Origin of the sequence: Halegenticoccus tardaugens, assembly GCF_004116405.1 — an archaeon.
GTDB classification, from domain to species: domain Archaea; phylum Halobacteriota; class Halobacteria; order Halobacteriales; family Haloferacaceae; genus Halegenticoccus; species Halegenticoccus tardaugens.
This window is the reverse complement of record NZ_SDIC01000002.1, coordinates 237,891-252,514: the sequence shown is the minus strand read 5'-3', so window position 1 is coordinate 252,514 and position 14,624 is coordinate 237,891. Positions and strand designations below refer to the sequence as shown.

The window sequence follows — 14,624 nt, the reverse complement described above, 5'->3', positions numbered from 1 at the left end:
CGTGTATCTGGTCGCACGCCCTGTTAACATTTCTCCCCCGTGGATGGGGTTTCAACTTGCAGAGACCGAGGACAGCAGACATCGATCACTGCGGGCGAAAACCTATGTAGGATACGTCCGACCATCACTCGAGATGGTAACACTCACCGTCGATGGGGAGCGTGTATCGATCGAACTCGACCGCGTCATCAACGCGGGGTACAGTGGTCGTGATCAGGAATCGGTTCGAGGACACATCGGCGAGATGCTCGAAGACGACGTCATCAGCGAAGAACCCGAGAGCGTGCCGACGGCGTATCAGGTTGCCCCCTACACCCTGCTCTCAAATCCGGGACAGGTCCAGACTGTCGGTGAGGATACGTCCGGAGAGGCGGAGTACGCGCTCTTCGTCACGGGACGGGAAACGTACGTCGCCGCGGCGAGCGACCAGACCGACCGCGCACTCGAAAAACACGGCATCCAGCTCGCCAAGCAGATCGCCCCAAACGTCGTTTCTAAGCAGGCATGGCGGCTTTCAGATGTCCGGGAACACTGGGACGAGATCGAGATTCGAGCGTGGAACACAGTCGACGGGGACTGTCGCCGATACCAGGACACGACGCTCGCCTCCATTCTCCCACCGGAAGAGGTCATCGAAGAGATCCACGAACGCTATCCCGGAGATCTCAACGGCACCGCCATCCTCTCCGGAACGGTGCCGACAGTCGAGGGAAAGCTAACTCCAGGCGACCGATTTGAGGTCGAACTCAACGACCCCGTTCGCGAACGATCGATCGCAGTCGGTTACGATGTCGAACCGATTTGACGCGACGATTGGCGTCTCGATTAGATCCCTGTTTGTTCAGATTAACTGAATTGAGGCGCTAAGTCCCCTTCCTCAACGAGCGCAGGGCTTCCGACACGCGTCGGAAGCACAAGCGAGTAGGGAGGGGAGACAGCGCCGCCATCGTCTGTTTGCACCATCGGTAGCTTGATACTCTCTTCCCGTAGCACCGCCCGTGCGTGAAGTGGGAGAAGCGGAGACCCCGAGGCTCCCCACGCACTGCGCGGTGCGGCTCGGATGAACGTTCCGTAGGGAAGCGTTCAGATAGGAGTGGTTCACTTCGAATGAATGCCTGTGGAGTCTGGAACCGCTGTGTCCACGGTCGGATGCACGTGCCGACGCCGAAGCAGGAAGCCCCACCCGCAAGCGCGAACCCGCAAGGGTGTGCGGTAGGGTGTGGGGTAGGTCACATCACCCAGCTATTCGAACAGCGAGGTGACACCCGATTCCACGTCCCGTCATCAAGATCTACGGGATGGAAGAGCGTGTTGACCCGTCGTTATATTGTACCACACCGCGATGACGTCCTATGACGCTAACGATCGACGAGGTAGTCGACAGGGCAGTCGAGGCGGTCGAGTTCGAGATCGCCACCGCTTGCGAGCGCGAGGGGACCGCCTACGACCTCGAGGAACTCTGGTCGATCACGCATACAGAGTTCTCACCGGACGTCCGGGACGTGATCGAGACGACCGCTAAATCGACCGGCACGTCCCACCAGCGTATCGTCAACGGTGCCGGCCACGATGCGAGCTACCTGAACGAACACACGGCGACCGGGATGGTGTTCGTTCCAAGTGAAGACGGCAAGACCCATTCGGAGGCGGAGTATACTGAGTGGACAGACGTCCTCGGTGGGACTCGCGTCTTCGCGAACACGGTACTCAACCTCGCGAACTGACCTCTCACGTCCCGTTCGGGTACTGTCATCGCGTACCTAACCGACGCCTCCGAACTGGCACCAACGAACGGTGAGTGCCGAGATACTCCGGGCACTGATGCCCCCTCAACACTCCTGTTCGAAGGTGTAGGCTGCGTCGATGACGGTCCGCTCGCCGTGCCAAGCGCCCATCAACTGGAATCCAACCGGAAGCCCCGCTTCGGTCTCCCCACATGGAACAGAGATGCTCGGATGACCGGTCAGATTGGTAGGGTGGGTATCCCAGTTGACCGGCGGGGTCACGCCACGTTCGAACCCGTCGAGTTTCAGCGCGGTGGTCGGTGTCGAGGGCGCCGCCAGGACGTCAACATCCTCGAAGACGGCCTCGAACTGGTCGCGAAGCAGTGCCCGGAGCCGTCGCGCCCGGACGTAATGGTACCCGTCATGAGTCTCGAGTAGATGCGTGCCGAGTGCGAGCATCTCTTTGATATTCGTCCCGAGTCCCCGACTCGACGCCTGCCGAACGCGGGCGGACGCGGCCGAGAACGTCGGCTCTGGTCGACCGCGGCGCCACAGATCCACGTTGTTCGTCGCATAGGCGGCGGCGAACTCCACAGGTGCGATCCCCCACCACGCGGGACGAGAGTGCGCTAACGCCGGTATCTCAACCTCACGAATGCTCGCTCCGAGCGCCTCAAGGTCGTCGATAGCCGCCCGAACGCTCCGCTCGACCGCATCGGAGACGTGCGTCGCGAAGAAGGCCTCACAGACACCAACCGTCAGATCCCCAGCTTCGATTCCCAGATCGGTCGTGTAGTCTAGTTCTGAACCATCTGGCGCAGGATCGGACATGACCTCGAGCCCCCGTGCAGCCGTTTCAACGTCGCGCGCGAGCGACCCGACGTGGTCCATCGAGAACGCGAGTTCGGCGATGCCTTGCAGCGGTACACGGCCGAACGTCGGCTTGATACCGACGATTCCGCAGTAACTCGACGGAATCCGGACGCTACCACCCGTGTCGGTGCCGAGTGCGAGGTCGACGTCACCCGCAGCGACAGCACTCGCGCTGCCGGAGGAGGAGCCGCCCGCAACGTGGTCGGTGTTGACCGGGTTCTCGGTTGGGCCGAACGCACTCGTCTCGGAAGTTGGACCGAACGCAAGCTCGTCCATGTTAGTCTTGCCGGCGATTCGCGCACCAGCGTCGAGGAGGCGATCGACCACTTCCGCATGTTCGCCCGGGATATACCCCTCGAACGCCCGCGACCCGCACGTGAGCTCCACGCCTCGGACGCACGTGTTGTCCTTGATGGCGACCGTGAGATCCGCGACCGTATCACCAGATTCGGGGCGTTCCAGACCGAACTTCGAAAGCCAGGCATTATGCGGATCTTCGTCGTTACCGGGCCGGTACGGCTGCGTTTCGAAGACGTCGCTGCGAGTATCCCGGGGTTCGATCGATTCGACGGGGACGCTCTCGAGTTGCTCGTAGATGTCTGCAAGGGTGTTCACTCGGGCGGCGGCGGCTGTTACCTCACCGGCAGCGAACTCGAGATCGATGACGTCGGCGTACGCCTCGACATCCGCTTCGTCGACAGAACGCATTCGGGTCATGGCTTGTCACCTGCCGGTCGAATAATCAATCTTTCTCCGGTTCGGTGATGACCCCATAAAGGGCTCCGAGGCGGTCAGCCGTCCTTCGAGCGCAGTACGTTTTTATGAGCAGTCACCGGTAGGATAGCTATGAGGCTCGGATTCTCACCGATTCAGGGTGACCACCACTACGACGAACTGATCGAGGAGGTCCAGTACGCCGAGCAGAACGGCCTCGATTCGGTCTTCCTGCAGGAACATCACGAAGCAGAGGTCGACCAGTACTGGTCAGACCCACTCACGGTGCTCTCGGGTATCGCGCCCGTCACGAGCGAGATTGACTTGGGGACAGCGATCCTCCTGCTCCCGCTTTACGACCCCGTACGGTTGGCGGAGCGCGGTGCGATACTCGACGGCCTCTCCGACGGCCGGTTCATCCTGGGCGCAGCAGTGGGTTATCGGCCTCGCGAGTTCGACCTGTACGAAGTCGACCGGGACCGTCGCGGCACCATGTACGAAGAGTACCTCACACTCGTCTCCCGATTGTGGAGTGAGGAGCGTGTGACCTTCGATGGCGAGTTCCGGAGTGTCGAGGAGTTCCGGTGTACCCCTCGGCCGGCATCGTCCCCGCGGCCCCGGATCTGGGTCGGGGGCTACCACGACGTCGTTCTCGACCGAACCGCCCGTCTTCGGTCGAAAGGGCTGGTCGACTGCTGGTTTCCAGGGACCCAGCCCGACCGGGAGGGACTCGCCGCTCGCCGTGACACGTTCGACGAGATGCTCGAAGGCCAGGGTGTCCCTTCCGACGAGGTCGACCAACCACTGTTCAGGGATGGAATCATCGCCGAAACGACCGAAGAGGCGGTCGAGTTGGCCCACGAGCATCTCGTCTCCGGGTACGAAAAGCAATACAAAGGCCGTGGACACGAGGAGTCAGAGCGTGGAGACCTGGGTCACGACGTCATCCACGAGGACTACGACCCGCAGGACCTCGTCGAGGATCGCTTCATCGTGGGTGACCCCGACGACTGGATCGAGGAGCTTCGGTCCTACGAGGACGTGCTCGACGTCAACCACGTTGTCACCCGTATCTACTTCGAGGGGATGTCCCATGGAGACATGATGGACCAGCTCGAACTCCTCTGTACCGAGGTCGCACCGAACGTCTGATCCGGCCACAGATTTATTTTGGCTGGCGAAGAGCGCATACTCAATGCCAACCGCAGGAGCGCTGGAGATATTTCGCCACTCGCTGAAGAGTATTGTCGAGGAGATGGGCGTGACGCTCCAGCGCACCGCTTACTCGACGAACATCAAGATTCGCCGTGACCACACTTGCGCTATTTTCGATTCGAACCTCCGTCATATTGCCCAACACGACGTCGCTCCGCAACACGTTGGATCGATGGTGTCCGTCGTCCCCCGGAACATGCGCGAGCGGGCTGGAGATCTCGATCCCGGAGACGGGATCCTCATCAATGACCCGTATAAGGGGGCCGTACACCTGCCAGACGTTATGATTATCTCCCCGCTATATCACGACGGGGAGATCGCGGGCTACGCGGCGAACTCGGCCCACCACGTCGACATCGGTGGCTCCACACCCGGAGGCATCCCCAACGACAGCACCGAACTGTTCGCCGAGGGGCTCATCCTGCCCGGCGTTAAGGCCATCCGGAACTGGGAGTTCGACGACGAAATCCTCGACCTCGTCACCCGAAACGTCCGTGGGTCGGACATGCGCCTGGGGGACTATCGGGCCCAGCTCGGCGCCAACAAGATCGGTGAAGAGCGCCTCGGCGACCTACTCGACGAGTACGGCGCCAGTGCCGTCGACGAACATCTCGACGCGTTGCTCGACTACACGGAGCGGCGGGTTCGGGCCGCGGTCTCGGCTCTCCCGGATGGTACCTACCAGGCCGAGGACTACATGGACGGTGACGGCGTCGTCGACGAACCCGTCCTCCTGCGTCTCACGCTGGAGGTCGACGGCGATGAGATGACGATCGACTTCACCGGAACCGCAGAGCAGAACACAGGACCGCTCAACTGCACGCCCGCGATGGCATTTGCAGGATCGATGGCGGTCATCATGTCCCTGCTGGGCGAGGACCTGCCGAAGAACGACGGGTTCTACCGGCCGTTCGAGACGATCACGCCCGAAGGGACGATGGTCAACCCTGTCGACGACGCACCCGTCGCGGGCGGCTGGGAGATCGCAATGCGTGCCGGCGAACTCGTGACGAAGGCGATGGCGGGGGCCATGCCCGAGGAGACGATCGCAGCGACGAAAGGAATCGTCTGTAACATCGCCTACGGCGGGCGCGACCCGCGCAGCGACGAGAAGTACGTTTACTACGAAACCGTGGCGGGGGGCTACGGCGCCCGAGCGACGAAAGACGGGATGGAGGCCGTCCAGACGCACTTCCAGAACACGGCGAACAGCCCGATCGAGGAACTGGAATCCGAGGTCCCCCTCTACGTCCGCAGGTACGAACTGATCGGGGATTCGGCGGGTGCGGGTCGCACGCGCGGTGGGCTCGGGGTCCGCCGAGACATGGAGTTCTACGACCACTCCGCCTCCTTCTCGCTCCTCACCGAACGCGCCAAGTCCAAGCCATGGGGACTCTTCGGCGGACACAGTGGCCACGCGGCAAAGTACCTGATCAATCCAGATAGCGACGACCCGATGACCGTGAGTTCGAAATCGACAACGAAACTCGACCCGAACGACGTTGCGAGCGTGCAGACACCTGGCGGCGGCGGCTACGGGAACCCGACCGACCGCCCCCCCGAGAAGGTCCTCGAGGACGTGCTAAACGAGAAGGTTTCGGTCGGAGCCGCTCGCGAGGAGTACGGCGTCGTCGTCGATCTGGAGACTCGGACGGTCGACGACGCGGCGACCGAGCGGAAACGTGCCGAACTGGCCGAAGCGAGGACGACTGACGGGGGTGAGGACGAATGAGCTACCGTATCGGCGTTGACACCGGTGGGACGTTCACCGACGTCGTCATCTACGACGAGGAAACCGGCGAGGTACGCACCACGAAGACGCCCTCGACGCCACCTGAGTTCGATCGTGGAGTACTCAACGGCATCGACAAGATATTAGAGCGTGAAAATATCGCTGGCTGCAACATCTCGTTTCTCAGCCACGGGACGACTGTCGGAACCAACTCGGTGCTCGAAAACGAGATACCCGACCTAGGGCTCATCACGAACGAGGGGCTGCGAGACGTTCTCGAAATCGGTGACCAGACACGGCCGGAACTCTACAATCTTCAGACGGACAAACCACCGTCCCTCGTCCCACGCTATCTCCGCAAGGAGGTCCCCGGACGGATCGACTCGCAGGGGAACGTCGTGGATGAACTCGACGAGGCCGCCGTAGAGGTTGTGATCGATGGACTTCTCGAGGAAGATATCGACTCTGTCGTGGTCTCCATGCTCTTTTCCTATCTCAACCCTTCCCAGGAACAGCGTATCGGAGAGCTAATCGAAGAACGGGCACCCGAGATGGATTACGCACTCTCCTCGGCAGTGCATCCAGAGATCCGCGAGTACGAGCGCACCATCACCACTGTGCTCAACGAAGCCATCAAGTCCACAGTTCAAGACTACTTCGCTCGACTGGACGACGGCATCGACGAGCGTGGTATCGACGTGCCACTCAACGTGATGCATTCTGGTGGGGGCATCTTCAGCACGTCACAGGCGACCGATCGAGCCATCAGGACGGTGCTCTCGGGACCCGCAGCCGGTGCGGTCGCGACCAAGAACGTGAGCCAGCAGGAGGGATACGAGGATGCCATCGGCATGGACATGGGTGGGACGAGCGCTGACGTGAGTCTGGTGCGCGACGGTGAACTCGTTCGATCGACCGAGGGTGAGATAAACGATCTGCCGGTCAAGACGCCGATGATCGACATCAACACCGTCGGCGCCGGTGGCGGCTCGATCGCCTGGATCGACGAGGGGGGTGCACTCCGCGTCGGTCCGAAGAGCGCGGGCGCCGACCCCGGACCGATCTGTTACGGCGGCGGTGGTGAGCAGCCGACGCTCACCGACGCCAATCTGCTCTTGGGCTGCCTCGACCCCGAGAGCTTCTTGGAAGGCGAAATAGAACTGGTTGTCGGACGAACGCACGAGATCTTCGAGGAGAAGATCGCGGATCCGCTCGGCCAGACCGTCGAAGAGGCAGCTCTCAGCGTCGTCGGAGTTGCCAATGCCAGCCTGGCCCGAGAGATTCGCCGTGTGACCGTCGAGCGAGGGAACGACCCGGCAGACTTCGCGCTCGTCGCCTTCGGTGGTGCCGGCCCACTCCAAGCGCCCGCTGCGGCCGCGGAGATGGACATGGAGACCGTCATCATTCCGCGCAACCCTGGCGTCTTCTCCGCCCGAGGACTGCTCATCGCTGACGTCCGAGTCGATGAATCCCACGCCTACCGGAGCAAGGGGCTTGACGCCGACGAAATCCAGACACAGGTCGACGAACTCGGGGCGACCCTCATCGACCGGCTTGGCGAGCAAGGATTCGGCTCCGACGAGATTCAGATCAACCGGTCGATCGACGTCCGCTACCAGGGTCAGGCATACGAACTCACGGTCCCCGTTCCCGAGGGAGATGTCGACGGGGAGACCCTCGACGAGATCACCGAGTCGTTCCACGAGCGGCATGCCCGGCTCTACGGTCACAGCATGCGTGACGAACCCGTCGAGGCCGTCACGCTCCGCGTGGACGGTACCGTTCCCACGGCTCGTGTGCAAGATATGCTCACACGCAGCGATCAGGACGCGTACCGCGGTGAACGCGACGTCTACTTTACCGAGTCGGGCTACCTCTCGACCGAGATCTACGACCGAAATGCGCTCGGACCGGGTAGAACGGTTACTGGACCGGCGATTCTGGAGGAGAACGGCTCTACGTCGATCATCCCGCCCAAGACGACTGCCGAATTCTCTGAGAACGGCTCAGTCGTCATCTCTCTGTAGCACGAGGTTCCTCTAGACGAGTCTTTGAGCGGTCTTCTCTTCGAAGCGATGTGCGTGTGGTGAGCCGGCGTGGTTCAGGTTGATACGAACGACTTCGACTGGTCGGACGTCCGTGAGGCCCGTGAGGTCTGGCGGTACACTTCCATTCTCCCGATCGAACTGATCGCTAGCCTGGGGAGCAGTTCCGGCGACACACCCCTCGCCCGTACGGAACAGTTCGAGACTACGCTGACTGTCGGCTCTCAGAAAACGAGGGGCAGAAAACGAGGGGCAGAATCTCACGGGGAGTTTCAAGGACCGCGAGAGCGCAGTCGGCTTGACCTCCTCCCCGCCGTAAACGGCGAGGATTCCCCGTGGGGTCGTTCGAAACGGCATCGCCGTTTCGTGATGACGGAAGACCTTCGGTCTTCCGAACCACGTCGGGCCGTCCGAATCCCCGGCGGTAACTTGCGGGTTCGTGCGCTCCACGTCGGGGCGATGGGCGCGTGGCGACGCCAGTCCGTTCGGACTCCCCCGCTTGTGGCGCACGGGCCGGGCCATCGGCCGTACCTGCCTCGAAGCCACGTCGGCAGGTCCCAACCGGGCAAGGGCTGCTGTTTTGGTTCGCCTTCCGGCGGCCGGAACCCAATCCAACCGGCCATATTTTCGCCCAGTGAGTTGCGTTCACAAACGACGCCGGCCAGTCTAAGCGTTGCGGTCGGTCGGCCGAGTCTACCGCTTGACCCCGCCCTAAAGGGCGAAGCTTGCGCTCGAAATACACGTCAATCGAGCACCTGCTGGAAGACACGCACCAGATTCCACTTGAGGAGCTTCCGGACATCGTCGGGGTCGAACCCCCGTTTCAGGAGGGCCGGTGTGAGATTTCCGACGTCTCCATCCTCACCTAGCCCGTCTGCAGCAGAGACGTTGATCATGTACGCTCGCTCCGCGGGCGACATGTACTCGAGGTTGTACTCGTAGAAGTCGAACCCGACCCCGACGTGATCGACTCCTGCTACGTCGACGGCGTGTTCGAGCTGATCGACGACGGTCTCGACACCGGGATCGTCACCGTGGAGGAAGGCCTGCAGCGCATTTATCCCTACGACGCCGCCGCTCTCGGCGATGGCATGAAGTTGTTCGTCCCGAAGGTTCCGTGGGTGATCTCGGAGTTCACGACAGTTGGAGTGGGACGCGATGATCGGTCCCTCGGCGAACTCGATCACGTCCCAAAACCCCGGTTCGTTGAGGTGAGACACGTCGACGACGATTCCCTGTTCTGCGCATCGTTCGACCGCGTCGACGCCGAACGCTGAGAGTCCCCCGGGCTCGCCTGTTCGTATCGGTTCGAAGAAAGCACCGTCAGCCGCCATGTTCCGTCGGCTATGGGTGAGTCCGAGTACTCGCAGGCCGAGACGATAGAACGTGTCGAGCACAGCGAGATCGCCCTTGAGGGGCTCGGCTCCTTCCATTCCCAGGATGAGTGTGACTTCGTCCGACTCGGCACCGGATTCCACCTCCTTTGCAGTCCTGGCGCTCTCCAGTTCGGCCGTCTGTTCTATCTCTCTGTGGAAGGACTCTGCCATGCGTAATCCGAGACGTGTGGCGGACTCGCGCGCCTGTCCAGCGTCCAGGTAGATTGGCGCGACACGCATGTCGATCCCACCGGCTCGCATTCCGGGGAGAAACCGGTCTTCGATCACCCGTTCGTTACCCAGTTCATGTTCGCGAACGACCGTGTAGAGGAGGTCCGCGTGAGCGTCGAAGACGCCAACCTCCTTGTGAAGGGTGTGGGTCGTCATGCGTTGTCTGCTTCCGCGACAGCGTGTTAAACGCATCGGCACAACCAGCAGTGTTCGAGATCTATCCCCGGGTGCGTGGCCAGCTCGGACGGTCGCGTTTAGTTGAGCGATTACAGGCTTGAGAACTGCTATGGATGGGACCGAAAGGGGTCGGACTCTCGGATCGAGGGCCTCACTGCACGTCTCGGACCCGGGCTGCGGTGCTTGCATCGGCCATCTTCCCCGAGAGTTCGGGGGCTTTCGAGGACTTCCTCGGCTCAGAGCTACCGAGTCTCGCCCAACCAATACCGCTGAGACAGGGGCAACCACTAACACGTTTCGGTCGGGATCTACCCCTATGTCTCCGAATAGGGACGCAGTAGAGTTTCACCAAGAACTTGCCGACAGTGTGATCGCCGAACTGTCGACGGATCTCTCTCGCGTCTCAGCTTACTTCGGCGAGCAATACGCAGACGCCGACGTTCCCGAGGCCCGCGATATACGTCACCTTGATGTTATTTTCGATTGGATCACGTTCGGATTCGACCCCCACTCGATGTGGGATGCACACGTCGGAGTCCTCACCAACGACGGTCGGGTAACCGTCGGCCTCCACATTCACGAGCGACTCTCGCCGACCCGGCCGGCAGCCGTCGTTGACATCGCATACGGCGGCGGCGCCGAATATCGATCCAGCGACGCCGCCGCGGAGCACCAGTTCAACCTCCCATCGGTGTCCATCGATTCGGTCGACATCGACAATCTCGCCGAGGAAGTCTCGGCGTTTTGCCGTCGGTTCGAACCGATGGTCGACGACCTCGAGGAGGCGTCCTCGGGATGACAACCGGCGGATTCACTAGTACCGTCGAAGCAGCCGTGAGGGCGTCGAAACGGGTCGTCCACGGACAATCGTTCGGCATGCGATAACACTTATCTTACGAGTTCGATTCCTTCGGGTATGGAGCATGAACTCGTCTGTCAGGTCTGTGGTGGGTCGTTTCCCCCAGGGAACTACCGGACCGGCTGTCCCGCCTGTCACGAACAGGGCGAAGCCGGTTGGTTACAGGTCGAATACGACACGACTGCCGCGGCCGACGCGCTCCCCCCATCTCCGGACGCCCCGACTAGCATGTGGCGCTACGAGGCACTCCTCCCCCTGCTCGGGGACGAACCGGTCACCATTGGGGAAGGGTGGACAGCACTCGTCCCAGCCACGGGGCTCTCCACCGAGCTAGGTGTCGACGTGCATCTGAAAAACGAGACGACAAACCCAACCTGGTCGTACAAGGACAGGTTGAACGCACTACTGGTTTCGAACGTCGTCGCTCGCGAGGACGAACCACGAATCGCGACGGCGAGCACCGGCAACCACGGAGCGAGCACCGCAGCGTACGCCAGCCGTGCCGGTGTCGACGACGTCATCGTTCTGCTTCCTCACGAGACGGAAGCAGCTTGTCGGGCACAGATACGTGCCTACGGCGGACAGGCAATCGTCACCGACTTCGACGAACGCCGACCGCTGCTTGCCGAACTCGTCGAACGAGGCTGGTACCCCACGATCAACACCTCCGACCGCTCTTACATCGGTCAGCCCTACGGCGTCGAGGGCTACAAGACCATCGCGTTCGAAATCTACGAGCAACTCGAGGAAATGCCGGCTGCAGTGTTCACTGGCGTCGGTGACGGTGACGGCATCTACGGGATGTGGAAGGGGTTCACCGAACTCATCGAACTCGGCGTGACCGATTCGGTCCCGCGACTGGTCGGCGTCCAGTCCACAGAGCGTCCTACACTTGTTCGGTCAGTCGAGTCCGGTGAAGAACCTCGACCGATCGATGGGCCTTTGCCGCTGACCCTCTCGACGGGGACGACGTCCGTCGGACCCCACGCCGTGCGGGCGGTCCGTGAATCGGACGGCACCGCCTTCGCAGTCGAACAGAGAGACGTCGAGCGAGCGATTCGCGACCTCGGGCGGGAAGGGATTTACCCTGAGCCGGCGAGCGCACTTCCGGTTGCGGGGCTCCGGAGTGCCGTCGCCGACGGGACACTCAACCTTGGGGAGACGGCCGTCTGCGTCGTCACCGGTGCGGGGGTGAAGTGGCCCGGACACACGTCCGACGCGACTGGTGAGACGTCAGTCATCGAGCCGACGCTCGACGCACTCGAGGCGGCCGTCCCGTTCTCACTTGACGAACCCGTCCGCTGAGTACCATCAACACCGCTACATTCGGAACTAGAGGACGGTTTCTGGTCGACAAGCGTTCGTTCACTCCAGGTTAACTGGGCGAGGGAGCGCTTGTCCATGCCGCGAGAACCTGAACAGTGGGTAGGGAAGGTGTCTACATCGTAAAGCGAGCCGTTGGGGGTCAGTACGTCAACCCTTGTTCGACATCGCCTTCCGTCCGTTCGGCTTCCCGACGGGCGCGGACATCCTCTATGAACTCCACGCCGTTCTCCACGAACGCCTCATAGAGGCGCTCGCCTTTCTCCTTGCTCGCTTTCGTCGGGTCGCCGTGGTGGCCCAGCGCGTCCTCGCCCCAATCGTGACGTGAACTCGCGGTCGGTACGGCATCGTCCATCGAGACGTAATCGTTGGAGCTGAATCGCGTCCAGTCGCCAGTGTGGACCATGGGTGTGAACTCCTCTTCCTTGACGAGTTCCCCGTGTCGGTGGAGCATGAACGACGTCTCGAACTCACCGCCGTGCATGCCATCCTCGTCGCCACCCTCACGAAGCTCCCTGTGGATGCGGACGTTCGCCCGAACGAGGTCGAACGACGCCAGGATAGCGTCCGGGTAGTCCTTCCGGACGGTCTTGGAGGCGATATCTATCGCCGGGAGGTTCGCAAGCCGATGACCGTTGACCGTGAGGATGTTTTCGAATCCGTGGAAGAGGAGACTCTCGTAAACGTCCTCGAGCATCGAGATGACCGTCCGCGGAGAGAGCGAGATCGTCCCAGGAAAGGCCATGTGGTGGCCGGCGTCGCCGAACCAGAGCGGTGGTGTCGTGAGTGCTCCCGCCCCCTCGGCAATTCCTTCGGCTACGCCGAGTGCCTGGTAGCTGTCGACACCTAGCGGAAGGTGCGGTCCGTGCTGTTCCGTCGATCCGATGGGGACGATCGCGGTTGGATCATCTTCTGATTCGAGGTACGATTCGACGTCCTGCCACGTAAGCTCCTGCAGCCAGACTGAACGGTCGGTTCGGGACATACAATTCGGGGTACGTAGGGAAGTAACCATAATGGTATGGACGGGCCACGAGACTGTCTGTGGACGCACGAGTTGTGCAACTTGGTACATCGAGGAGGTAGAGAACCACATCGAGAACCGTGACGGCGCGATCACGTTCGATCTCCGGACGTTACGTGGAAACAGGCGAGAAAGCCCCGTCCTTGAGGGCGGGGATGAATCGCCGTCATTGTCTACTTTCAGTGCGTGGAAAGGGTTTAGGTGCTCTCCGTGCGGTTCTATACCTATCCGACGCGGCATGCCCGCGCCCATACCGGGACAATCGGACACATTCGGACCTCCCGACCGAGGCTCGACGGTACCCCGTCGGGATACCTCACGTCGGGTACCGACGCTACAGACCCAAGTACCTCCGAATCCGCCGACGCACGCCCGAAGCCCCGAGGAAACGACGGGAACGGACGTGTCGAGGATAGGAGTAACGGCCACTTGGCATGGCCAGCACCTCGTCGGTGTGCGAACCGTAAACATCCCAACTCAGCGGGCCGTCGCTCGTGGGAATCCTCGCCCTTCAGGGTGGGGAGGATGTCAATTCCCATCAATCGGTTGCATTCGGGCCCGCCGAAAGCCAACGTTCCTTCCCTCTACTTATCGGAATTTTTGAATGTAGTCAATCGTTCTCGGCGACTTCGTCTCGGCCACCACCAGCATTTTTAGCCAACGTGACCGCTTTGCTCGTGAAGCGGGAGATTTTCGACATGGACACTCGATAGTCTTCCGTTTCAACTCCTTCGGATTAACGAACAAATCCGACGCCATCTAGTGATTCACCAGAGCTGCCGTGGGTAACTTACTGACTCAATTGTGATACCAGACGCACTCATCATGGCGGTGTTGGCCGAGACCGCATGTGGGGTAGAATCAAGATATCTGTCTCAGTGTTATAGCCTCGAATATTGTATCGTTTGACGCTCTTGGCCGTTAAGGGGATTGAGACCGAGCACTAAAATAGAGCTGATGAAAGCGTACGAACGCGAGTTTTTAACCGAGACCCTTGAAACCTGTTCCGTCAGTATTGCTTATCTCCTCCGGGAGGGGTTTACGAGTGAAGAGGTCCTTGAGAGCCAGAGAGAACTCACCGATCTGGGATTGATGTGGGTGAGGGGATTTGTTGCAAGTCGACTCATGCTTCTCCGGAGCTGCTGCGCCAGAAATCCAAACATCTCCCCCGCTGATCTTGACGAGGTAACCGAGCTTGTCGATGAACACGAGGCGAAAATTGCGGGACAACTGTACTCGTAATGTGGAAAATTACTATCGCAGATGACCCGGCACTTCTCAATACTCGGTACCCTCTTGCTCACCCGCCCAGTGGCTTAAATACGCAACCA

11 protein-coding genes are annotated in these 14,624 nt (G+C 61.1%); 8 read left to right on the top strand and 3 right to left on the bottom strand.

Annotated elements, in window-relative coordinates; genetic code table 11:
* The first annotated feature begins 1 nt into the window (after position 1).
* Together C3L37_RS05475 and C3L37_RS05470 are read left to right on the top strand one after the other, a co-directional pair.
* Positions 2-805 carry a DUF2848 family protein gene (locus tag C3L37_RS05475; protein WP_129113623.1) on the top strand — a complete coding sequence of 268 codons (804 nt, stop codon included), beginning with the start codon at positions 2-4 and terminating at the stop codon, positions 803-805.
* A 547-nt stretch (positions 806-1,352) separates the two neighbouring features.
* Positions 1,353-1,724 carry a M20/M25/M40 family metallo-hydrolase gene (locus tag C3L37_RS05470; RefSeq protein WP_129113622.1) on the top strand — a complete coding sequence of 124 codons (372 nt, stop codon included), beginning with the start codon at positions 1,353-1,355 and terminating at the stop codon, positions 1,722-1,724.
* 105 nt (positions 1,725-1,829) lie between these two features.
* Here C3L37_RS05470 and C3L37_RS05465 read toward each other — a convergent pair whose 3' ends face one another.
* A complete protein-coding gene (locus C3L37_RS05465; RefSeq protein WP_129113621.1) occupies positions 1,830-3,314 on the bottom strand; it encodes an amidase in 1,485 nt (494 codons plus the stop codon).
* A 129-nt stretch (positions 3,315-3,443) separates the two neighbouring features.
* On the opposite strand from C3L37_RS05465, the gene C3L37_RS05460 reads away from it, so the two are divergent.
* Genes C3L37_RS05460 through C3L37_RS05450 form a run of 3 tightly spaced genes read left to right on the top strand, consistent with a single transcriptional unit; the run spans position 3,444 to position 8,285 of the window.
* Positions 3,444-4,463, top strand: a complete 1,020-nt coding sequence (locus C3L37_RS05460) for an LLM class flavin-dependent oxidoreductase (protein ID WP_129113620.1) — start codon at positions 3,444-3,446, stop codon at positions 4,461-4,463.
* 43 nt (positions 4,464-4,506) lie between these two features.
* The gene (locus C3L37_RS05455; RefSeq protein WP_129113619.1) at positions 4,507-6,258 is read left to right on the top strand and encodes a hydantoinase B/oxoprolinase family protein; all 1,752 of its coding nucleotides are present in this window, start codon (positions 4,507-4,509) and stop codon (positions 6,256-6,258) included.
* Positions 6,255-8,285 (top strand): hydantoinase/oxoprolinase family protein, encoded by a 2,031-nt coding sequence (locus tag C3L37_RS05450; protein ID WP_129113618.1) that lies wholly within the window; start codon positions 6,255-6,257, stop codon positions 8,283-8,285. The genes C3L37_RS05455 and C3L37_RS05450 overlap by 4 nt, the downstream gene beginning before the upstream one ends.
* A gap of 761 nt (positions 8,286-9,046) precedes the next feature.
* Here the strand turns inward: C3L37_RS05450 and C3L37_RS05445 are convergent.
* Positions 9,047-10,066 carry a dipeptidase gene (locus tag C3L37_RS05445; protein ID WP_164974680.1) on the bottom strand — a complete coding sequence of 340 codons (1,020 nt, stop codon included), beginning with the start codon at positions 10,064-10,066 and terminating at the stop codon, positions 9,047-9,049.
* 130 nt (positions 10,067-10,196) lie between these two features.
* Between C3L37_RS05445 and C3L37_RS05440 the strand changes: the two genes are divergently transcribed.
* Together C3L37_RS05440 and C3L37_RS05435 are read left to right on the top strand one after the other, a co-directional pair.
* A complete protein-coding gene (locus C3L37_RS05440; protein ID WP_164974679.1) occupies positions 10,197-10,886 on the top strand; it encodes a hypothetical protein in 690 nt (229 codons plus the stop codon).
* A gap of 117 nt (positions 10,887-11,003) precedes the next feature.
* Complete coding sequence (locus tag C3L37_RS05435; protein ID WP_129113615.1) at positions 11,004-12,251, top strand: threonine synthase; 1,248 nt, start codon at positions 11,004-11,006, stop codon at positions 12,249-12,251.
* A gap of 160 nt (positions 12,252-12,411) precedes the next feature.
* On the opposite strand, the gene C3L37_RS24170 is transcribed toward C3L37_RS05435, so the two are convergent.
* Positions 12,412-13,254 carry a creatininase family protein gene (locus C3L37_RS24170; RefSeq protein ID WP_164974678.1) on the bottom strand — a complete coding sequence of 281 codons (843 nt, stop codon included), beginning with the start codon at positions 13,252-13,254 and terminating at the stop codon, positions 12,412-12,414.
* Between the two features lie 996 nt (positions 13,255-14,250).
* Between C3L37_RS24170 and C3L37_RS05425 the strand changes: the two genes are divergently transcribed.
* Positions 14,251-14,535 (top strand): hypothetical protein, encoded by a 285-nt coding sequence (locus C3L37_RS05425; RefSeq protein ID WP_129113613.1) that lies wholly within the window; start codon positions 14,251-14,253, stop codon positions 14,533-14,535.
* The last annotated feature ends 89 nt before the right edge of the window (positions 14,536-14,624 follow it).